Here is a 20,925-nt window from a genome sequence, read left to right as displayed (position 1 = left end):
ACATGGATCTTCCGGTGATGCCTCCGATTGCCCCGATGCTGGCCAAACCCGTCAGTGCCCTGCCCCGCGGGGACTACCTCTACGAACCAAAGTGGGACGGGTTCCGGTCCATCATTTTCCGGGACGGCGACGACGTCGAAATCGGCTCCCGGAACGAAAAGCCGATGACACGGTACTTCCCGGAACTCGTCGACGCCCTCCGCGCGAATCTTCCCGAGCGGTGCGTGGTGGACGGCGAAATCGTGATGGTGGCCCCGGACGGAAAGCGGCTCGATTTCGAACTGCTCCAGCAGCGCATCCATCCCGCCGCCAGCCGGGTTAAACTGCTCGCTGAGGAAACCCCGGTCCGGTTCGTGGCCTTCGACCTGCTGGCACTGGGTGACACCGACTACCGCGACCGCCCGTTTTCCGAGCGCCGGGAAGCCCTGGTGCAGGCCCTGAAAACGGCGGAGGCGCCGGTCTCCGTCACCGCCGCCACCGACGACGCGGACCGCGCGCAGGACTGGTTCGCCCGCTTCGAAGGCGCCGGGCTGGACGGGATCGTGGCCAAACCCCTGGACGCTCCGTACTCACCCAACAAGCGCACCATGGCCAAACTCAAGCATGAGCGCACCGCCGACTGCGTGCTCGCGGGCTACCGGGTGCACAAAAGCGGGCCGGACCTCATCGGTTCGCTGCTGCTGGGCCTCTACAACGACGACGGCGTGCTGGTGAACGTGGGCGCGGCAAGTTCCTTCTCCATGGACCGGCGCCGGGAGCTGTTCGAGGAGCTCCAGTCTCTGGTCGCCGTCGAGGAAGGGCATCCCTGGGCCGAAGGGGAGCAGGAGAAGGGCAACCGCACCCCGCGTAACTCCGAGGGCAGCCGCTGGAACGGGAAGAAGGACTTCTCCTTCGTCCCGCTGCGCCCGGAACGGGTAATCGAGGTGCGTTATGACCATATGGAGGGGGAACGGTTCCGCCATGTGGCTCAGTTTTCCCGCTGGCGGCCGGACCGCACCCCGGAATCCTGCACCTACGGGCAGCTGGAGGAGCCGGTGAAGTTCGATCTCGAGGAAGTCCTCGCCGGCGACTCCTGACAATCCCGGCCGCGCGGCCTGCGGTATTTGCCGCAGGAAGATATGGAAATCCGCGGCAGGGGTAGACCGGAACGGGCGGGCTGTGCTTAACGTCTAAGCCCAAGCTCCACGCAGGCCGCGACGCCTCCTGTCAGGCCTGCCCTGTCGATCGGGAGAATCCCATGCTCCAGGATGCAGACCTTGAAGCCCTCCGCCGTGTGGTGCATGGCCCGCTGGACCGCCTCGGCGGCCCCGGATACGCCGACGGCACCGCTGGATTCAACCCCTCGGTGGTCCAGCGGCCCGACGCCGTGCTGGGTGCCGTCGACTCCGAGGACGTGCGCAATGCGGTCCGCTGGGCAGCGCAGCGTGGCGTTCCCGTGGGCATGCAGGCGACCGGGCACGGTGCCGCGGCAGCGATGGAGGAGGGCCTGCTGATCAATACCTCCCGGCTGCAGGACCTGGCGGTGGACGCCGACGCCGGCACGGTCACCGTAGGTGCCGGGGTGCGCTGGCGGTCGGTGCTGGAACGGACCGTGCTGCTCGGGCTCACTGGCCCGCATGGATCTTCCGGAACGGTCGGTGTGGTCGGCTACGCGTCCGGCGGAGGGCTGCCGCTGATGGGCCGGGCATTGGGATTCGCCAGCGACCACGTGCAGGCCCTTGACGTGGTCACCCCCGACGGCACGCTGCGGCATCTCGAAGCCGGAAACAGCGAGGACGCCGAGTTGTTCGCGGCGCTGCGCGGCGGCAAGGGTAATTTCGGCGTCATCACGTCCATGACGCTTGGGCTGACCCCGTTCCGGGAGTTCTACGGCGGCGGCATCATGTATCCGGAAGACTCAGGTCCGGAGGTCCTCGATGCCTTCCGCGCCTGGACCGCCCAGCTGCCGAGCGACGCCTCGGCGTCCCTGGCCTTCCTGCACCTGCCGGATGTTCCGTTCCTGCCCGAGGAGCTGCGCGGAACCGCTCCGGTGCATCTGCGGTTCGCGCTGTTCGGCAGCCCGGAAAGCGGCAATATGCTGCTGGAACCCATGAGGCATGTATCCGAGCCGATGATGGATACGGCCGGGCCGATGGACTACGGGGCAGTGGACAGCATCCACATGGACCCGGATGAGCCGGTGCCAAGCCTGGACAGCGGCTCGCTGCTGGGTTCCTTGCCCGAGGGCCTGGCAGACGCCCTGCTGGAGCAGGTGGGGCCGGGATCGGATACTCCCTTGATGATGACGGAGATCCGGCTGATGGGTGGTGCCCTGGCGCTGGATCCTCCGGTCGAGGACGCGGTATCCGGCCGCGGGGCAGGATTTAACCTCTACTCCCTGGGGCTGAACGTTCCGCCGGTTGCGGACGCCACTGCAGCGGCTTTGGAGAGGCTCGACGCCGCCGTCGAACCGTACACCGCAGGGGCGCTTATCAACCTGCGTGGACACGTACGCACGGAGTCAGGAGTCCAACCCGCCTGGGACCCGGAGGTTCTTCGGCGGTTGCAGGCGGCCAAGGCCACCTACGATCCGCAGAACCTGTTCCGGTTCGGCCACGCGGTGCCGGTGCCGGTGTCCTGAGGGCTGCCGCCGGCGTCTTGAGGGCTGCCGCCGGTGGCCCTCTGCGGTGTGGCCGCTACCGGCGGTTCCCTCCACGGCAGTCCGCCCCGAATGCGCGCCCCGCGTCCTCGAGGATGGCTGCGGTGTAGCCCTCCCGGTAACCCGTCTCCGTCGGGTGCAGATCGAACTGTCCACCCTCGAAGAGGATCCAGGAATCAGTGGAACCAACACCGTGCCCGGCAAACTCGTCCACCACGTCCACGAACACCCCGCCACGCGGAACCTGCTCCTCGAGGACCGCGTTCAGGGCGTCGGTTCCCTCGTTGAAGAGAGCCTGCGCCTGGGCACTGAGCGGTCCGGGGGTGCCGGCCTCGAACAGGTACGGGTAACCGGTCACCACCAGGGTCGCCTTCGGAGCCAGCTCAGTGATCCGGGCAAACTGTTCTGCCAGCTCCGGCGCCAGGACGTTTCGTGCATATGCTGCCGTCTGCTCGATGGCGGGAGCGCAGGTGGCCGGCAGCTGTGCGCCGGCACAGGCGGCCACCACGGAACCGAACCTCACGTCATTGCCGCCAATCGTGACGGTGACGGCGTCGGTCTGTTTAGTCAGGAGGCCGCGGGCCTCGGCGTCGTCAATCTGCTCGGGCAGGTCCACCGGTCCGGCGGGTGCTGCGGGCGGCGTCGTCAGGGCGGTCGCGCCCGCGCAGGTGACGTCGCCGTCGAGCTCCACCCGGTTTTGGGCATCCAGGAGAGCGGGGTAGCCCTGGGCGGTCCGGCCGCACGCGTCCAGCACCGGTCCGCCGCCGTAGCCGGAGGCATACGAATCACCGAACGCAACATAATCGACGCCGCTGTTTCCCCGCCCGCTGCCATTCCCATGGCCATTCCCGTGGCCGTTCCCGCCGCGGTGTTCCGCTGAGTGTCCGCCACGGGACTCGGATCCCTGGCCGACGGCGGCGGCCGGGGCGGCGCCGCCCGCCAAGAAGGCGGCGCTGCCCAGAACCAGAACGGCCAAACGGCGGGACAGTGCGGGAATGGGGCTCATCATTGTGCTCCTTTGCAGCGGGTACAGCGGTTAGGCACGAGTCTGTCGCAGTGCGCAGCGGGCGGCAACCACGACACACGACCACTCAGGGCCCACGAAGGCGGCCATGATCCAGGGGGTGGACAGATGTGGCAGGGGAAGCTTTCCGCTACGCTGGCGAGATACCGACCGCATGGTCAGTAATCCGTGCAGGCGAGGGTGCCTCCGGAGGCTGGCTGCGGCTTTCCCTGCTGCGAAAGGCCCGAAAATGACGGCAACGGCCATAGACGTTGAGACGGTTCCCAGCTATATCCGGGACGCCTGGTGGACCCCCGATCCTGCCGGACCGCGCGGTACGGAAGTGTATGACGCCAGCACCGGTGAACTGCTCGTCCTGGTGAGCAGCGAGGGCCTGGATACCGCCGCCGCCGTCGACTACGCCCGGACCGTGGGCCAGACGGAACTGGGTAAATCCACCTTTCACCAGCGTGCCCTGATGCTAAAGGAACTGGCGGTGCGCCTCAACGCCCAGCGCGACGAGCTGTACGCCGTATCGGCCCGCAGCGGCGCCACCCGGACGGACTCGCTGGTGGACATTGACGGCGGCATCGGTGTCTTGTTTGCCTACGGGTCCAAAGGCCGGCGGGAACTGCCGAACTCGACCGTGATTATCGACGGTGCCGCGGAACAGCTCGCCAAGGACGGCTCATTTCTCGGCGAGCACCTGTACACCCGCATCCCGGGCGTCGCCGTGCAGATCAACGCCTTCAACTTCCCGGTCTGGGGCATGCTGGAAAAACTGGCGCCGGCGTTCCTTGCCGGGGTGCCCAGCATCGTCAAGCCAGCCAGCCCCACGGGATACATCACGGCAGCAGCCGTCCGGATGATTGTGGACGCCGGCATCCTCCCCGCCGGATCCCTGCAGTTGGTTTCGGGTTCCGCGCGGGACCTGCCGGACCACCTCGACTACCGGGACATGGTCTCTTTCACCGGTTCGGCTGATACGGCGGAGCGGCTGCGGTCGCACCCCCGCATCGCCACGGGCGGGGTGCGGTTCACAGCGGAAACGGATTCGCTGAATGCAGCCATCCTCGGCCCCGACGCGGTACCCGGAACCCCCGAGTTCGACGCGTTTATCCGGTCGCTGGTCACTGAGATCACGGCCAAGGCCGGGCAGAAGTGCACCGCGATCCGCCGGGCCATTGTTCCCGCGGGCCTCGTGGATGACGTGGTGGCCGCTGCCGCAGAACGCATCCGCGGCCGCGTGGTCCTGGGTCATCCGCGCGCGGAGAACGTCACGATGGGCGCCCTGGCCTCCCGGGAGCAGCTGGACAGCGTCCGGAACGCCGTGCAGCGGATGCTGGCTGCCGGCGCGGAACTGGCGCTGGGATCCCTGGACGCGCCCGACGTCGTCCTGGTGGACGGACGCACGGGACCCGCGCCGGAGGGTGCCTTTATGGAACCGCTGCTGCTGACGTGGCCGGACAGCGACGCCGATGCGCTGCACAGCATCGAAGCGTTCGGTCCGGTGGCCTCGGTGGTGGGCTACACCGACGTCACCGACGCCGTCCGCCTCGCCGCGCGCGGCGGCGGATCCCTGGTCGCCACGGTCTGCACCAATGATCCGGACGTGGCCCGGGAACTGCTCACCGGCATAGCCGGACATCACGGGCGGGTGTTGTTCCTGAACCGGGAAGACGCACGGTCCTCCACCGGGCACGGCTCGCCCGTGCCGCACCTGGTCCACGGCGGCCCGGGCCGGGCAGGCGGCGGCGAGGAACTGGGCGGCATCCGCGCCGTCCGGCACTACATGCAGCGCACCGCGGTGCAGGGCTCACCCAACATGCTCACGGCTCTCACCGGCATCTGGCATTCCGGGGCCGACCGCCGGTTCGACGCCGGACATCCGTTCCGCAAACCGCTCAGCGAGCTGCGGGTGGGCGACGCCGTGCGGTCGGACCTGCGGGAAGTGGCACTCGAGGATATTGCGGCCTTTGCGGAGACCACGGGGGATACGTTCTACGCCCATACGGACGCGGCAGCGGCTGAGGCGAATCCGTTTTTCCCCGGCATCGTGGCGCACGGGTACCTGCTGCTGTCCTGGGGTGCGGGCCTGTTCGTGGATCCGGCCCCTGGTCCCGTGCTTGCTAACTACGGCCTGGAAAACCTGCGGTTCCTGACGCCGGTGGCGGCGGGGGACTCCATCCGCGTCACACTGACTGCCAAGAAGATCACGCCCCGGGAAACCGACGACTACGGCGAGGTGGCCTGGGACGCCGTGCTAACCAACCAGAACGACGAACTGGTGGCCACTTACGACGTGCTGACCCTGGTCGAGAAGTAACGCCGGGAAGTATCAGCCGGTCAGGCACTGCGCCTCCTGCTAGCCGGGCGAGCGTTACTGCCGTCGGGTATGCAGCCCGTCGAAGACCATGGTGATGATGTTGTCCGCGAGCTTCTGGGCAGGCAGCGGTCCGCCGGGTTTGTACCACTCCACGATCGAGTTGATCGTGCCGAACAGCAGCCGGGTGGTGGTGCGGGGATCAATGTCGCTGCGCACGGACCCCTCGCTCCGCGCCGCCTCCACCAGCCCGGCCACCCGGTGGTCGAATTCCCGGCGCCGGGCCAGCGCACTGCGCTCAATCTCGGTGTTGCCGCGCAGCCGCAGCAGCAGGGTGACGAACGGCAACCGCTCTGTCAGCACCTGGATGGTGCCGCGCAGGACAAACTCCAGCCGCACATCCGCAGGACCCGATGCCGCCTGCGGATCATCCAGCACCGCCTCAAGACCGTCCAGTGCGTGGTCCAGTGCCAGACGGAGCAGATCGCCCTTGGACGGCACGTGATGATAGATCGCCGACTTCGTGATGCCCAGGTTTTCGGCGAGGATCCCCATCGACGTGGCTTCGTAGCCGTGCCGGTTGAAGACATCCACGGCCACGTTCAGCACCGTCTGCTGATCATGGCCCGGCCGGCCCCGGCGCGGACCGGACGCGGGATCGACGGTGGCGTCCACGGCGGAAATGGGATCGACGGCGGGAACGGGGTCGACGGCGGATGTGGTCCCAGCTGCCCCGGCTGCGGACTCCACGGATTCAGTGCGGTCGTCCACAGCGGAGGCGGAGTTGGCGGAGTTGGCGGAGTTGGCGGAAGAGGAGGGACGGGAGGCGGCAGGCATGGCGCCATTTTCCCACGTCAACGGTCGGTTCACCGCGGGGTGCCGGCGTCGGGACCGCGGCGCAGGTCGTGGATCCGCCGCAGTTTGCCGCTGGATCGTGCCAGCGTCCCGGGATCGACGACCTGAACAGCGCAGGAGGATCCGATGTGCATTTTCACCTGTGCCTCCAGCTCAGCTGCGGCGGCGGCGGATTCCGGCGTCGTGGCATCTGTCCGCCGCTCGATCCGCACCGTCAGCTCGTCGAGACGTCCCGGACGGGTGATTTCGAGCTGGAAATGCGGGCTTAGGGCCGGGATACGCAGGGCGATTTCCTCGATCTGGGTGGGGAAGAGGTTGACTCCGCGCAGAATGATCATGTCGTCGCTGCGGCCGGTGATGCGTCCCATCCTGCGCATGGACGGCCGGGCGGTGCCTGGCAGCAGGCGGGTGAGGTCGTGGGTGCGGTAACGGATGATCGGCAGCGCTTCCTTGGTCAGCGAGGTGAAGACCAGCTCGCCCGGTTCGCCGTCGCCCAGGACCCGGGTGTCATCAAACGGGTCGATGATCTCCGGCCGGAAGTGGTCCTCCCAGATATGGGATCCGTCCTTGCTTTCCACGCACTCCCCGGCCACGCCCGGACCCATGACCTCCGAGAGCCCGTAGATGTCGCAGGCGTCCAGGTCCATCAGCATTTCCAGTTCGTGCCGCATTTCCTCGGTCCAGGGCTCGGCGCCGAGGACGGCGTTCTTCAACGATGTGGAGCGCGGATCGATTCCGGCGGCTGCCATGGCGTCGGCAATGGCCAGCAGGTAGGTGGGCGTGCAGAGGATGGTGTCCGGTTCGAAGTCCAGGATGAGCTGGACCTGCCGCTCCGTCTGCCCGCCGGAGACGGGGATGACCGTGCAGCCGAGTTTCTCCGCGCCGAAGTGTGCTCCCAACCCGCCGGTAAAGAGCCCGTAGCCGTAGGCGTTGTGGACCTTGTACCCACGCTGGACGCCGGAGGCACGCAGCGACCGGGCCACCAGTGACGCCCACCGGTCCAGGTCGCCTGCCGTATACCCGACGACGGTGGGCCGCCCGGTGGTTCCGGAGGAGGCATGGATGCGGGCAACCTGCTGCTGGGGGACGGCGAACATGCCAAACGGATAGGTCGAGCGCAGGTCCTCCTTGGTGGTGTACGGGAACCGCGCAAGGTCGCTCAGATCCTGCAGATCCGACGGGTGCACGCCGGCGTCGTCGAACTTGCGCCGGTACAGCGGCACCTGTTCATACGCGTACGCGAGGGTCTGCTGGAGCCGCTTGAGCTGGAGGGTTTCCAGCTCATCCCGACTCATGCGTTCCTCCGGGTCCAGGCTCGAGGGATCGGCGGCAGTGGACTTGAGAAGAGCGGGCGTCGATTTCATGCGCGGCTTCCTGCCGGGACCGCAGCGGGCCGGGCGGGGTTGCGCATGGTGCGCGACCGTCCCCGGAACAGGGCGACGACGTCGGAGGTGCCGTCCGGGCGTTCGGAACGTACCTCGATGTCATACACACCGCTGCGCCCGTTGCCTGCACGGTGTTCAGCGGCCGCCGTCAGCAGCTCGCCCACCTGCACCGGTGCCAGGAAAGTGATATCGGCGCCTGCGGCAACGGTGATGTTCTCCCGCTGTACTGCCGGGCCGCCGGCTTCGGGGTTGCAGGCCAGGGCAAAGGCGGTGTCGGCAAACGCGAAGACCATCCCACCGTGGCCGATGCCGAAGCCGTTCACCATCTCGGGACGAAGCAGCATCGAGATGCGTGCCCTTCCGCCTCCGGTCTCCAGAACCTGGATCCCCAGCCATGCCGACGCTGCATCGTTGACCAGGAGGGGGTGGGCAGGGTGTGAATCCCGGGTGACATCGGTGTCAGCCATTGGACCTCATTTCATTACCGAATGTTCATTAGGTAATATCGGCGGCTGCCGCCTGTCAAGGAGGGGTCAAAGAGCGGCATCGGAGCGGTCTAGGCGGGAAAGATGACCGGAATGCCGCGGTTATGGCCCGGTCTGGGCTGCTGTCCCGTCTTTTGGGCGGTCCGTCGTTCCCACGGGGGCATGACGTACCCTAGTGAGGTGACTCTCTCCGCGGCCACAGCCGTTGCCGGCCCTGTGCGGCCTCCTACTTCGTCCCTTTTGCCTCATTGGCTGGACCCGCAGGTGTTCCTTGCCGATCCAGCCCTCGGACCGTGGGTGGTCCTGCTGGTCTGCGGCATTGTCTTTGCTGAAACCGGACTGCTTGTGGGCTTCTTCCTGCCCGGCGACTCCCTGCTTTTCACTGCCGGTCTCCTTGTCGCCACCGGCACCATCGACATTAATGTCTGGCTGCTGGGAGTCCTTGTCTTCATTTGTGCCTTCGCGGGTGACCAGACGGGCTACTTCATCGGCAAGAAGGCGGGACCAGCTGTTTTCAACCGGCCCGACAGCAGGCTCTTCAAACGGGAAAACGTGAAACGGGCCCAGGTCTTCTTCGACCGGCACGGCGGCAAGGCAGTGGTCCTGGCCCGGTTCGTGCCGGTGGTCCGGACGTTCACGCCCGTGGTGGCCGGCGTCGCGCAGATGGAATACAAGGCCTTCGTCGGCTTCAATGCCCTGGGCGCATTTGTCTGGGGTGTGGGCGTGACCCTGCTGGGCTATGTGCTGGGCGACCGGGTGCCTTTTGTCCGGGAGAACCTGGACCTGATCTTCGTGGCCGTGGTGGTGCTCTCCGTCATTCCGATCGTCGTTGAGGTGATCCGGCAGTCCCACAAGGCCATCACTGACGATGAGTCGAAGGATGATGCGGCGGAAGAGACCCAGCCGCGCCGCAGCGCCGGGAACACTGCAGCCGGGAACACTGTCTCCGGGAACCCTGCCCCCGGTAACACTGTCTCCGGGCACACCGCCTCCGGTAAGACCCAAGCCGAAGGTGCGGGCGCAGCGGAGTAACTTCCGCTTTCCCCCGGTGGTCGCCCGGTCCTTCGGGTTCCGCGGGTAGGACCATTTCTTCGAAAAAGCAGGGCCGCTCCCGGTGGGGGAACGGCCCTGCTTTTCGTCTATGGGAAACGGGAAGCCCCGAGGTCTCCTGCCTAGGCAGCGTCCTCCGTGCGGGCGGCCGGGAGCAGCTCCCGTGCGCCGAGGGCGGACAGGATGAAGGCGTAGTCCCAGGCCCGGTCCTTCCAGGCCTCGTACCGGCCGGAGGCGCCGCCGTGGCCCCCGTCCATCTCGATCTTCAGCACGATCGGTTCGCTGCCCGTGCTGGTTTCGCGCAGCTGCGCCACCCACTTGGCCGGTTCCACATACAGCACGCGGGTGTCATTGAAACTGGTGACTGCGGCAATCTGCGGATAGGCCACGGCCCGGACGTTCTCGTACGGGCTGTATTCCTTCATGTACCGGTAGACCTCGGGGTCGGTGATGGGATTGCCCCATTCCTCCCATTCCAGGGCCGAGAGGGGCAGGTCCGGATCCAGGATGGTGGTCAGCGCGTCCACGAAGGGCACCTGCGCCACGATGGCCCGGTACTTTTCGGGGGCCAGGTTGGCGATGGCACCCATCAGCAGCCCGCCGGCGGAACCACCCATGGCAGCGATCCGGTCCGGATCCGCCCACCCGGAGGCGGCGACCCAGTCGGTGGCATCCACGAAGTCAGTGAAGGTGTTTTTCTTGTTCAACTTCTTGCCGTCGTCGTACCAGGCCCGGCCCATCTCGCCGCCGCCACGGATGTGCGCCACGACGTAGACCACGCCGCGGTCCAGCAGGGACAGCCGGGCGATGTTGAACCCCGGGTCCATGCTCATCTCGTAGCTGCCGTACGCGTAGACAAGGGCAGGGTTGCTGCCGTCCTTCTGCAGGTCCGCCCGGCGGATGACGGAGAGCGGGATGCGGGTGCCGTCCGCCGCCGTCGCCCATTCCCGCTCCGCTACGTAATCCTCGGAGCGGTAGCCGCCCTTGACGGGGGTTTCCTTCCGCAGTTCCAGCTCGCCGGTGGCCAGGACGTAGTCGTACACCCGCGGCGGCGTGAGGAAGGAGGTGTAGCTCAGGCGGACAATCGGCGAATCGAACTCGGCGTTGGCCAAATTCGCGGTGTACAGCTCCTCGTCGAACGCCGGTTCCACCGGGACGCCCTGTGCCGGGGTGCCGAGGCCTTCCACGGGCAGGATTTGGACCCGCTCGGTGGTGTCTTTGCGGACGGACACCAGGACATGGCTGCGGGTTACCGCGGCACCGTTGACGCGCACGGTGTCGTCATGGGCGATCACGGTCTGCCAGTGCTGGTCCGCCAGGGGCTTCGAAAACTCGGCCTCGGCAACGAGGGAGAGCATGGAATTCAGTGCGTTCCGGTTGTGGGTCAGCAGGTAGTGCCGCGTTCCGTCCAGGGTCAGGGGCTCGGCCTCGTAGAGGATGCGTTCGCTCCGCGGAATCAGGGTACGCACGGTGTCGGTGGGGTCGTCGAAGTCCAGGACCCGGTATTCGCTGTATTCGGAGCTGCTGATGCCGATGAGCAGCTGCCGGCGGTCCGGCGAGAGGTCGAATCCGGTCCACATGGCAATGTCATCCTCCTGGTAGATGACGACGTCGTCCTCCACCGGGGTGCCGAGCGTGTGGGCCTTGACCTGGTATGGGCGCCAGGAGTCATCGACCACCGTGTAGAACACCCGGTTTCCATCGGGGGAGAAGGCCAGCGAGTAAAAGACATTGGAAATGACGTCCGGCAGCAGTTCCCCGGTGCGAAGGTCCTTGATCCGCAGCGTGAAGCGCTCGTCTCCGGCGTTGTCTTCGGAGTACGCCAGCAGGTTTCCGTCCTCGGTCACGGCCAGGCCGCCGAGCGAGAAGAACGGTTTGCCTTCGGCTTCGGCGTTGCCGTCCACCAGGATCTGTTCGCCCGGAACTGCCACTCCGGGCACGACGGCGGGAGGCGTCCAGTCGGCGTCGAGGTCCCCGGTGTCCTGCGCGGCGGTGCGGCAGTGGATGGCGTACTGCTTGCCTTCCTCAGTGCGGGAGTAATACCACCAGCCCTTTTTGCGTGCGGGAACGGAGAGGTCCGTTTCCTCGGTGCGGTTCTTGATTTCGTTGAAGATTTCCCCGCGCAGCTGTTCCTGGTCAGCAGTCATTGCTGCGGCGTAGGCGTTCTCCGCCTTGAGGTGTTCCACCACCTCCGGATTTTCCTTTTCCCTCAGCCATTCGTAGTTGTCGATGAACGTGTCACCGTGGCGGGTGCGTTCGGTGGGGACTTTCTTGGCAACCGGGGGCTGGGGAGTAGTCATGCTTCGAATATATCGACCCCTGCGGCGGCGTCGAAGGACCCCGCGGGCTTTATGCTGGCGGCTGATCCCGCGGCGGCGGGAACCACCCGCCGATCGGATGTAAAGCTTCCTTGACTTAATTCCGTTCAGGGAGCAGGATGCCCGCATGAAGAATAATGCGGGCATCCGCACGGTGGACAAGCGCGTTCGGGTTGCCGGGGCCGTCGTCGGCGGAACCGCAGCCGGTGCGCTGCTGGGATGGGCGGCGTCGGCCACCAGCGGAGCCAGCCCGCTGGTCTCCGCCGCCGTCTTTGCCGCCGCGACAGGGCCTGTGTTGGCGGCCGCACTGTGGTTGCTGGTGTTCAATGTCGCAGAAACCGACCGCGTGGAGGTGGAGTCAGCGGCGGACGTGGAACGCTCCTGGTCCGATGCGGCGTCGTCCCGGGCCTTCGTCGATCTCATGGTCCTGCTCGCCGTGGGCGTCCTTGCCGAGACCCTCCTGAACCTGGATGTTCCCCTGCCCGTCTATTGCGCTGCCGGGCTGGCCGCCTGGTCGCTGCGTTATGCGCTCCTGAAGCGCCGCAACTCCTAGGAATGCAGAACACTGTGGCCGTAGAGCGTCAGCGGCTGGGTTTATCCCAGGTGCAATTGGCGGCTCTGCTCGGCGTATCGCGGCAGACCGTGATCTCCATCGAGAAGGGGCGGTTCGATCCTTCGCTACCCCTGGCTTTCCGTCTTGCCGCAGTCTTCGGCAGGAGCATCGAGGAGATTTTTACGCCTGAAGCAGGGAACTAATCTCCGAGCAGGAGCCAGGCGCACAATGCTCCGGCCGCAAGGAAGAGCGCCCAGTTCACCGCCACCACCAGCAGGGTCGAAGTGAAGGGCCGGGGCGGCGATTCACGCAGGGGGAGCAGCACCGGCTCGGCTGCCGGACCCTTGCGGAACTGTCCCCACAGGCTCGTGGCCAGCAGTACCGCACCCCCGCCCAGCGCGAGCGGCAGTGCGGGCAACGAGAACAGGACCAGCTGCGGAGCGAACAGGAACAATGCCGCCTCCACCAGAAGGCATAAAGCCAGCAGCACGGCCGGGCGGCGCAGGGACAGCCAGGTGGAATTCCGGGCGTACAGCGGACTGACCCCGGCCACCACCAGGGCGGTAAGGGCCAGCAGCATCCCGGGAACGGTGACACTGACCGTGGCGGCATCAGCGGTCACAGCGGCCGCAACGGCAAAGAAACCCAGCAGTCCCAGAAGGGTGGGCACAATGACGACGGCGACCGATGGCCGCTCTGCCTGCGCTGTCTCTGCCTGCCCTGCGGCGGCCTGCGCTGTCTCTGCCTGCTTCGCCTCTGCATGACCGGCGTCTGCCTGCCCTGCAGGTGATCCGCTGGTGGAAGGCACGCCGGCTGGAACGGTCCGGCGGCCGGCACCGGGCTCGGGTATAGCCATCACAATCCTCTCCAGACCGTCACTTCTTTCCATCAGTTTTCCATAGCCCGGACCCTTGACGGGCACAACACCCCTCCATATCCTGAACGAACGGTCAGTAATTATTAAATGAGCAGGATGGCGGAGTAACCATGAGTGCAGAGCCTTCAGCCGGCCAGAAGCACTTCGAGGCGCTGATTGCGGCGGATGCCAGGGTGGAGCCGCGCGACTGGATGCCCGAGGGCTACCGCAAGACCCTCGTGCGGCAGATCTCGCAGCATGCGCATTCGGAAATCATCGGTATGCAGCCCGAAGCCAACTGGATCACCCGTGCACCCTCCCTGAAGCGCAAAGCGATCCTCATGGCCAAGGTCCAGGATGAAGCAGGCCACGGGCTCTACCTGTACTCCGCCGCCGAAACGCTGGGCACCCCGCGGGACCGGATGACCGCCGACCTCATCGCCGGCAAGGCGCGCTACTCAAGCATCTTCAACTACCCCACACTGACCTGGGCGGACATGGGGGCCATCGGCTGGCTCGTGGACGGTGCCGCAATCTGCAACCAGGTGCCGCTCTGCCGGGCCTCCTACGGCCCCTACGGACGGGCCATGGTGCGGATCTGCAAGGAGGAATCCTTCCACCAGCGGCAGGGCTTCGAGATCCTGCTGGAACTGGCCAACGGCACGCCCGCGCAGCGCGAGATGGCCCAGGACGCAATCAACCGCTGGTACGCGCCGTCGCTGATGATGTTCGGACCGCCGGATGAGGATTCCCCGAACTCACGCCAGTCCATGGCCTGGAACATCAAGCGCTTCACCAATGACGAACTCCGGTCCCGGTTTGTCGGAATGATCGTGGAACAGGTGAAAGTCCTCGGGCTGACCCTTCCCGACGAGGACATCCGCTACAACGGGGAGACCGGCAGCTGGGAACACGGGCCGCTGGACTGGAACGAGTTTTCCGAGGTCCTCGCCGGGCGCGGGCCGTGCAACTCACAGCGGCTGGCCCGGCGGCGGGAAGCCCATGAAGACGGCGCCTGGGTGCGGGAAGCCGCGGCGGCCTATGCTGCGCGGCAAGCGGCAGGTGCCGGCTCGGCCGAAGCGGGGGTGGCTTAGCGATGACCGGTGGATCCACAACGGGCGACGACGGTTCCAAACCGGTCGGGACAGCCACGGCACCGCAGGACCCGGCAACGGGCGCGGCAACCGGCACGGCCCTGACCGAAGCGGCCGAGAAGCACGCAGACCCCGGCACGGCTGGGGCTTCCCGGACCGCCTGGCCGCTGTGGGAAGTCTTTGTCCGGTCCTCCCGGGGGCTGTCCCACGTCCATGCCGGTTCGCTGCACGCCCCCGACGCCGATATGGCCGTCCGCAACGCACGCGACCTTTACACCCGGCGCAACGAGGGTGTCTCGCTCTGGGTGGTGCCGGCGTCGGCCATCATCGCCAGCGACCCCGATGCCAAGGGGCAGTTCTTCGAGTCCCCGCAGGGCAAGGATTACCGGCACGCCACCTACTACACCAAGTCCGAGGGGGTGAAGCACCTGTGAATTCGGACAGCGCTACCCGCATCACTCCCGGCAACGCACTTCGGCCGGAGGACATTGCCGCTGCACAAACCCGTGCCGATCCGGACACCGCCGCCTACGCCCTGCGCCTTGGCGACGACGCCCTGGTGCTGGCCCAGCGCCTGGGCTGGTGGATTTCCCGGGCGCCGGAACTGGAGGAAGACGTTGCGCTGGGCAACATTGCGCTGGACCTGATCGGCCACGCCCGGTCCTTCCTCAGCTATGCCGGCAGCGCCGACGGCCGCACCGAGGACGACCTCGCGTACTGGCGGGACGAGACCGAATTCCGTTCGGTGCATCTGGTGGAACAGCCCAACGGCGACTTCGCCCGGACCATCGCCCGGCAGCTGGCGGTTTCCTGCTATCAGTTCGGGCTTTACTCGGCCCTGCAGCATTCCACCGACCCCACCCTGTCCGCGATCGCCGCCAAGGCGGTCAAGGAAGTGGACTATCACCGGGACCACAGCATCCAGTGGGTGCTCCGGCTGGCCCTGGGTACGGACGAATCCCGACGCCGGATGATCCGCGCGCTCGAACTCACCTGGCCGTACGTGGGCGAGCTGTTCGACGACGACGAACTCGTGGTCTCACTCGGCGGCCGTGCCGTCCTGCCCTCGTCGCTGAAGGCTGCCTTTGACCGCGACATCGCCGCTGTGCTCCGCGAAGCCGAAGTGGAGCTGCCCGCGGTTCCACCTGCCCCCGGCGGTGGCCGGCAGGGCCGGCACAGTGAGCACCTGGGCTACCTGCTGGCCGAGATGCAGGTGCTGGCCCGCCAACATCCCGGTGCCGCATGGTGAGCCTGATGGAATCCCGCCTGCGTCCGCAACCACCTGCCGCACATCCGGAAACCCCGGATATGCGGCCGGAACCTCCCGTCCTGCGCCCGGCCGACCCGGCGGCCGCAGCCGCCTGGGATGTGGCCGCGACGGTCTGTGATCCCGAGATTCCGGTACTGACCATCGAGGACCTCGGTGTGCTGCGGCGGGTGGAGATTTCCGGCGACCGCGTCGAGGTGGCCATCACACCCACCTATTCCGGCTGCCCCGCCATGGACGCCATCCGCTCCGACGTCACCGCGGCCCTCCGCGCTGCCGGCTATCCCGCCGTCTCGGTTTCGCTGGAGCTTGCACCGGCATGGACCACCGACTGGATGAGCAGCGCCGGAAAGGCGAAGCTGGACGCCTACGGCATCGCGCCGCCGTCGGGCCGTGCCGCTGCGGGACCCGTGCGGGTGGGCCTGAGCGTGAAATGCCCCCAGTGTTCCTCGCTGAATACCCATGAACTGACCCGCTTCGGGTCCACGTCCTGCAAGGCGCTCTGGGTCTGCGGCGAGTGCCGGGAGCCGTTCGACTACTTCAAGGTGCTCTGACCCATGACCGTCCTTCCCGAAGCGCCGCTGCGCCGCGGCGCCTTCCACCCCCTGACGGTTGCCGCCGTACGCAGATTGACCGACGACGCCGTGGAGGTCACCTTCGGCGTGCCGCCGGAACTCGTGGAGTCCTACTCCTACCTGCCGGGCCAGTACGTCGCCCTGCGAACCGTGCTGGACGGCACGGAGCTGCGGCGCAGCTATTCCATCTGCGCCGAACCGCTACCCGGAGAACTGCGGGTGGCAGTCAAACGGGATCTCGGGGGACTGTTTTCCTCCTGGGTGAACGAGCATCTGAAGGCCGGTGACGTGCTGGACGTGATGAGCCCGGCCGGCAGTTTCATCTCCCGCCATGCCCCCGGCACCGCCGACCTGGGACCGGCGCATGGGCAGATGTTTGCCGCCGTCGCTGCAGGGTCGGGCATCACGCCCGTCATTGCCATCGCGCGGACCGTGCTGGCCTCGTCGCCGACCACCCGCTTTGATCTCGTCTACGCGAACAAGGCGGCGATGGACGTGATGTTCCTCGAAGAGCTGGCGGACCTGAAGGACCGGTATCCGTCCCGCTTCGCCCTGCACCACGTCCTTTCCCGTGAGCAGCGCATTTCGCCGCTGCTCAGCGGACGACTCGACGCCGGGAAGATCACCACCCTGATCGACTCGGTACTGCCGGCTGGGGAAGTGGATGAATGGTTCCTCTGCGGCCCGTTCGACCTGGTCCAGCTGTGCCGCGATGCCCTCTCAGAGCGCGGGGTTGACCCGGCCAAGGTGCGTTTCGAATTGTTCACCACGGCACGTCCAGACCGTCCGGAAGGTTCCACCGGCCGGCCCGTTCTCCGCGACAGTTCCGGGGACAACTTCGACATCACTTTCCGGCTGGACGGACTGCAGGGCAAGGTGGCCAGCCCGGTGCATGCCCGTGAATCGGTGCTCAACGCTGCCCTCCGGGTGCGCCCTGATGTACCGTTCGCCTGCGCCGGTGGTGTCTGCGGCACCTGCCGCGCCAAGCTGGTCTCCGGCAGCGTGGACATGGAGGAGAACTATGCACTGGAACCGGAGGAACTGGAGCGTGGCTACATCCTGACGTGCCAGAGCCGCCCCACCAGCAGCGAAGTCAGCGTGGACTACGACGCCTAGGAGGGCACCGATGATTGAACTGAGCATCAACGACGGCGTCGCGGAAGTTGTCCTGGCTGCCCCGCGGAAACTCAATGCCCTGGACAGGTCTGCCCTGGCCGAGCTCGCGGACGCGTACGACGACGCGGCAGCCGCCGGCGTGCGCGCCCTGTTGCTGCGCGGGGAGGGCAGGAGCTTCTGTGCCGGACGGGACCTGGGCTCCGTTTCGCCTGAAAACGACGATGCACGCGGCTACCTCGTGGACAGCCTGCGGCCGCTCCTGCAGAAGATGTCGGCCTTTCCCGCACCGACCTTCGCGGCGGCCCAGGGTGCGTGCCTGGGGGTGGGCCTCGGACTGCTGGTGGCCACCGACGTCGTATATGCAGCCACCGATGCGAAGATCGGCTCTCCGTTCGCCAACCTCGGTGCGGCACTGGACTCGGGCGGACACTGGCTCTTCACCGAACGGCTGGGGCCGCACCGCACCCTGGACCTGATCTACACCGCGGACCTGATGACCGGAGCCGAGGCCGTCGCCGCCGGCCTGTTTAGCCGCGCTCTGGACCCCACCGTCCTGCTGGACCACACCCGGGCCACGGCACTCCGCGTTGCGTCCGGTCCCACCCAGGCCTATACGGCTTCCCGGCAGCTGGTGGCTGAGATCCGGGACCGGCGCCTGGGGTTCTGGGATGCGCTTGATGCGGAGAACACGGTCCAGGAGAAGCTCAGTGCAACGCCCGATTACGCGGAAGGATTCAGCGCTTTCCTGGCCAAGCGCAGGCCTGTTTTCCAAGGTTGATGGGGCAGTGTCCGCACCCGGAACCGGCTTGGCCCAGGACGTGGGCCGGCCTGGCCCGGGTTGTGGTGCGGCGGACGCAGGGCTAGGTTGGGAGTAACTCGTAAGCATGCTTACAACAGGTGCTTACCGGCGCTAGAGAACTCTGAGAAACCGAGGAGGCGGAACATGGCCGACAGCTACAACCCGAACAACGACCCGGCGAACCCGGACAAGCCCAAGGACGCGCAGAAGGGCTCCGGAACGCAGGAGGGCACCGGCAACCACGCCCACAGTGAGACGAAGGCAGGAAGCACCAATCCTGATCCGCTGGATGGCAACATCACCGGCCTGGAGCCCGGCGGCGGGGTTCCCCCGGGGGAGACCCCTCCGGCAGAGGACCAGATGAGCTCCGACCAGGGGCACGACGAAAACTGATCCTTCGGTCGGCCGGCGTTCACTGGCTGAACGGGGTGGCCTCTGACCAGAGCGGCGGTGCAGATCAGGGTCGCCGGGCTGACGAGAGTGGCTGGACTGGCCAAAGTAACCGGACTGGCCAGAGTGGCGGGGCGGACTAAGTAACCCGACTGACCACGGTGACCGGGCCGGCTGATACCGGCGAACTGATACCGGCGAACGAAAGAGGCAGGGCCTGCAGCTGCAGGCCCTGCCTCTTCTGTCTTTGCTGGTAGGTTCCGGAACCTATCGGGTGTCGCGTTCTTCGAAGACCAGGAACGTCTGGGTGTCCAGGACACCCGGCATGGACTGCAGCTGGTCAAAGATGACCCTGCGCAGGTGGATGTTGTCCTCGGCGCGGACCAGCACTATAACGTCAAAGGAACCACCCACCAGGGCAATGTGGTGGATCTCCGGCACCTCGCTGAGGCGGTCCTTCAATTCCCGCCAGGCGTGCTGGCGGACCTTCAGGGTGACGTACGCGGAGGAGCCGAGCCCTGCCTTCTCCGGATCCACCAGTGCGGTAAATCGGCTGAGTACCCCGGATTCGGTGAGCCGGGCAATCCGGGAGTAGGCATGCGCCCGGGATATGTGTACGGCCTGCGCGACGGCCGTAAACGAGGCCCTTCCGTCGGAGCGCAGGACGGCCAGGATTTTCCGGTCAACGTCGTCCAGCGGCTGCACCTGCGTTGTAGTCATAATGTCCACGCTCTCCCCAAGTAATCTGCGTAACATTTGCAAGGTGTCCATCAGAATACGCCTGGAGTGCGCTGCCGTCCAAGATTTACGGGAATGCTGGTCACGAAAGTACCGCCGAAAGCATACTGGCAAGACAGTACATCCCGCGTGCAACGGCGCCGCGGTGCTGGCAGACGGAGGCTCGTAATGACCATCTCCACCGGCAGGACCCGGCAGGTCGATGTGCCTGCCGAAAGCGGTTCCGGACCCGTGCACGCGCTGCTTCCCTCGGATGTTCCCGTCCAGCTGATCGATCTGGACGGCAAGGAACACCACGACCCCCGTTACCCGTTGCCCGGCAGCGGCATGCTGCAGGATGCTTACGCCCGGCTGGTGGCCGGACGCCGGATCAATGACCAGGCGAACGCCCTGGTGCGGCAGGGCCGGCTGGCTGTCTATCCCTCCTCGCACGGGCAGGAGGCCTGCCAGGTGGCCGCCGCCGCGGTGCTGCAGGCACAGGACTGGCTGTTCCCTACGTACCGGGACAGTGTTGCCGTGATGTCCCGTGGTGTGGATCCGCTGCAGGTGCTGACGCTGCTGCGCGGGGACTGGCACAGCGGATACGACCCGTATGAGTACCGGGTGGCACCCCAGGCGACTCCGCTGGCCACGCAGCTGCTGCACGCCGTCGGCGTCGCCCATGCGGCCAAACTCAAGGGCGAGGACACCGTGGTGCTGGCCCTGTGCGGTGACGGTGCGACCAGCGAGGGTGACTTCCATGAGGCGCTGAACTTCGCTGCGGTGTTCCATGTGCCCGTGGTTTTCTTCATCCAGAACAACGAATATGCCATCTCGGTGCCGCTGAAAAACCAATCGGTGGCTCCGTCCCTGGCGCATAAAGCCGTCGGCTACGGCATGCCGGGGGAACGGGTGGACGGCAACGACGTCGCCGCGCTCCTTTCCGTCCTGGGTGCGGCCGTGGAGCGGGCGCGCGAGGGTGGCGGCCCCTCGCTCGTGGAGGCGCACACCTACCGCATGCAGGCCCACACCAACGCCGACGACGCCACCCGGTACCGCTCGGCCGAGGAAGTGCAGGGCTGGGTTTCCCGGGACCCGGTGGTGCGGGCACGGACTTACCTGCGCGCCGCCGGACTGTTGGATGATGAGCGCGAGGAAGCACTGGCGGCAGAGGCCGAAGCCCTCGCGGCGGCCATGCGGGAAGGCCTGAACACCGACGTCGACCCGGATCCGATGGCCCTGTTTAAGCATGTCTACACTCGGGCCACACCGCAGCTGGATGAGCAGGCCGAGCTTCTGCGCGGTGAAATCGGCCGCAGCGGACCCAGCGGAGATGCACCGGAAAACGGTGAACCGGAATGCAGCGACAGCGAACCTGGCCGCGAACCGGGCGGCGACCCGGGCGGCGACCCGGAAAGCGGGGAACCGGGCGGCAGCCCCGCTGCCAATTCCCACCCGGAAACCCCCGGCACCTCCAGCGCCCAGCGCTGACCATCGGAAA

21 protein-coding genes are annotated in these 20,925 nt (G+C 66.8%); 14 read left to right on the top strand and 7 right to left on the bottom strand.

Annotation, left to right across the window (positions count from 1 at the left end):
* Positions 1-2: 2 nt before the first annotated feature.
* Both QNO10_RS12025 and QNO10_RS12020 read left to right on the top strand, forming a co-directional pair.
* Positions 3-1,076 (top strand): ATP-dependent DNA ligase, encoded by a 1,074-nt coding sequence (locus QNO10_RS12025; protein WP_229947019.1) that lies wholly within the window; start codon positions 3-5, stop codon positions 1,074-1,076.
* Between the two features lie 161 nt (positions 1,077-1,237).
* Positions 1,238-2,620, top strand: a complete 1,383-nt coding sequence (locus QNO10_RS12020) for an FAD-binding oxidoreductase (protein WP_229947021.1) — start codon at positions 1,238-1,240, stop codon at positions 2,618-2,620.
* Positions 2,621-2,675: 55 nt separating this feature from the next.
* Here QNO10_RS12020 and QNO10_RS12015 read toward each other — a convergent pair whose 3' ends face one another.
* The gene (locus QNO10_RS12015) at positions 2,676-3,644 is read right to left on the bottom strand and encodes an SGNH/GDSL hydrolase family protein (protein ID WP_229947022.1); all 969 of its coding nucleotides are present in this window, start codon (positions 3,642-3,644) and stop codon (positions 2,676-2,678) included.
* A 247-nt stretch (positions 3,645-3,891) separates the two neighbouring features.
* Between QNO10_RS12015 and paaZ the strand changes: the two genes are divergently transcribed.
* Positions 3,892-5,967, top strand: coding sequence for a phenylacetic acid degradation bifunctional protein PaaZ (gene paaZ, locus QNO10_RS12010; protein WP_229947024.1), 2,076 nt, complete (start codon positions 3,892-3,894; stop codon positions 5,965-5,967).
* Between the two features lie 54 nt (positions 5,968-6,021).
* Here the strand turns inward: paaZ and QNO10_RS12005 are convergent, their stop codons facing one another.
* The 3 genes from QNO10_RS12005 to QNO10_RS11995 all read right to left on the bottom strand — a co-directional run bounded on the left by QNO10_RS12005 (position 6,022) and on the right by QNO10_RS11995 (position 8,671).
* On the bottom strand, positions 6,022-6,639 hold the full coding sequence (locus QNO10_RS12005) for a TetR/AcrR family transcriptional regulator (RefSeq protein ID WP_442860241.1): 618 nt from the start codon (positions 6,637-6,639) through the stop codon (positions 6,022-6,024).
* Between the two features lie 191 nt (positions 6,640-6,830).
* Entirely contained in the window at positions 6,831-8,183 is a 1,353-nt protein-coding gene (paaK, locus tag QNO10_RS12000; protein WP_229947026.1) for a phenylacetate--CoA ligase PaaK, read from the bottom strand.
* Positions 8,180-8,671, bottom strand: a complete 492-nt coding sequence (locus QNO10_RS11995; protein ID WP_229947028.1) for a hotdog fold thioesterase — start codon at positions 8,669-8,671, stop codon at positions 8,180-8,182. The genes paaK and QNO10_RS11995 overlap by 4 nt, the downstream gene beginning before the upstream one ends.
* A 198-nt stretch (positions 8,672-8,869) precedes the next feature.
* Here QNO10_RS11995 and QNO10_RS11990 point away from each other — a divergent pair, with 198 nt between their 5' ends.
* The gene (locus tag QNO10_RS11990) at positions 8,870-9,721 is read left to right on the top strand and encodes a DedA family protein (protein ID WP_442860230.1); all 852 of its coding nucleotides are present in this window, start codon (positions 8,870-8,872) and stop codon (positions 9,719-9,721) included.
* Between the two features lie 140 nt (positions 9,722-9,861).
* On the opposite strand, the gene QNO10_RS11985 is transcribed toward QNO10_RS11990, so the two are convergent.
* Entirely contained in the window at positions 9,862-12,039 is a 2,178-nt protein-coding gene (locus QNO10_RS11985; protein ID WP_229947034.1) for a S9 family peptidase, read from the bottom strand.
* Positions 12,040-12,184: 145 nt separating this feature from the next.
* Here QNO10_RS11985 and QNO10_RS11980 point away from each other — a divergent pair, with 145 nt between their 5' ends.
* Both QNO10_RS11980 and QNO10_RS11975 read left to right on the top strand, forming a co-directional pair.
* Positions 12,185-12,610: a hypothetical protein gene (locus QNO10_RS11980; RefSeq protein ID WP_229947036.1), complete on the top strand. Its 426-nt coding sequence runs from the start codon at positions 12,185-12,187 to the stop codon at positions 12,608-12,610.
* 2 nt (positions 12,611-12,612) lie between these two features.
* Positions 12,613-12,813: a helix-turn-helix transcriptional regulator gene (locus tag QNO10_RS11975; protein WP_229947039.1), complete on the top strand. Its 201-nt coding sequence runs from the start codon at positions 12,613-12,615 to the stop codon at positions 12,811-12,813.
* Here the strand turns inward: QNO10_RS11975 and QNO10_RS11970 are convergent.
* Positions 12,810-13,466, bottom strand: a complete 657-nt coding sequence (locus QNO10_RS11970) for a hypothetical protein (protein ID WP_229947041.1) — start codon at positions 13,464-13,466, stop codon at positions 12,810-12,812. The genes QNO10_RS11975 and QNO10_RS11970 overlap by 4 nt on opposite strands.
* Before the next feature lie 131 nt (positions 13,467-13,597).
* Between QNO10_RS11970 and paaA the strand changes: the two genes are divergently transcribed.
* The 7 genes from paaA (at position 13,598) to QNO10_RS11935 (ending at position 18,710) form a co-directional block, all read left to right on the top strand.
* The gene (paaA, locus tag QNO10_RS11965; protein WP_229947043.1) at positions 13,598-14,560 is read left to right on the top strand and encodes a 1,2-phenylacetyl-CoA epoxidase subunit PaaA; all 963 of its coding nucleotides are present in this window, start codon (positions 13,598-13,600) and stop codon (positions 14,558-14,560) included.
* Between the two features lie 2 nt (positions 14,561-14,562).
* The gene (gene paaB / locus QNO10_RS11960; protein WP_229947045.1) at positions 14,563-14,994 is read left to right on the top strand and encodes a 1,2-phenylacetyl-CoA epoxidase subunit PaaB; all 432 of its coding nucleotides are present in this window, start codon (positions 14,563-14,565) and stop codon (positions 14,992-14,994) included.
* The gene (gene paaC / locus QNO10_RS11955) at positions 14,991-15,809 is read left to right on the top strand and encodes a 1,2-phenylacetyl-CoA epoxidase subunit PaaC (RefSeq protein WP_229947049.1); all 819 of its coding nucleotides are present in this window, start codon (positions 14,991-14,993) and stop codon (positions 15,807-15,809) included. Before paaB ends, paaC begins: the two co-directional genes overlap by 4 nt.
* A gap of 59 nt (positions 15,810-15,868) precedes the next feature.
* On the top strand, positions 15,869-16,381 hold the full coding sequence (gene paaD, locus QNO10_RS11950; RefSeq protein WP_229947052.1) for a 1,2-phenylacetyl-CoA epoxidase subunit PaaD: 513 nt from the start codon (positions 15,869-15,871) through the stop codon (positions 16,379-16,381).
* A 3-nt stretch (positions 16,382-16,384) separates the two neighbouring features.
* Positions 16,385-17,518 carry a 1,2-phenylacetyl-CoA epoxidase subunit PaaE gene (paaE, locus tag QNO10_RS11945; RefSeq protein ID WP_229947054.1) on the top strand — a complete coding sequence of 378 codons (1,134 nt, stop codon included), beginning with the start codon at positions 16,385-16,387 and terminating at the stop codon, positions 17,516-17,518.
* Between the two features lie 10 nt (positions 17,519-17,528).
* A complete protein-coding gene (locus tag QNO10_RS11940; RefSeq protein WP_229947057.1) occupies positions 17,529-18,296 on the top strand; it encodes an enoyl-CoA hydratase/isomerase family protein in 768 nt (255 codons plus the stop codon).
* A 165-nt stretch (positions 18,297-18,461) separates the two neighbouring features.
* A complete protein-coding gene (locus tag QNO10_RS11935; RefSeq protein WP_229947060.1) occupies positions 18,462-18,710 on the top strand; it encodes a DUF6480 family protein in 249 nt (82 codons plus the stop codon).
* Positions 18,711-18,974: 264 nt separating this feature from the next.
* On the opposite strand, the gene QNO10_RS11930 is transcribed toward QNO10_RS11935, so the two are convergent.
* Positions 18,975-19,427 carry an Lrp/AsnC family transcriptional regulator gene (locus tag QNO10_RS11930; RefSeq protein WP_229947062.1) on the bottom strand — a complete coding sequence of 151 codons (453 nt, stop codon included), beginning with the start codon at positions 19,425-19,427 and terminating at the stop codon, positions 18,975-18,977.
* A 186-nt stretch (positions 19,428-19,613) separates the two neighbouring features.
* Between QNO10_RS11930 and pdhA the strand changes: the two genes are divergently transcribed.
* Positions 19,614-20,915 (top strand): pyruvate dehydrogenase (acetyl-transferring) E1 component subunit alpha, encoded by a 1,302-nt coding sequence (gene pdhA / locus QNO10_RS11925; RefSeq protein WP_229947064.1) that lies wholly within the window; start codon positions 19,614-19,616, stop codon positions 20,913-20,915.
* Positions 20,916-20,925: the final 10 nt, after the last annotated feature.

This window comes from Arthrobacter sp. zg-Y919 (assembly GCF_030142045.1).
GTDB lineage: Bacteria > Actinomycetota > Actinomycetes > Actinomycetales > Micrococcaceae > Arthrobacter_B.
This window is presented reverse-complemented; position numbering and strand designations above follow the sequence as displayed.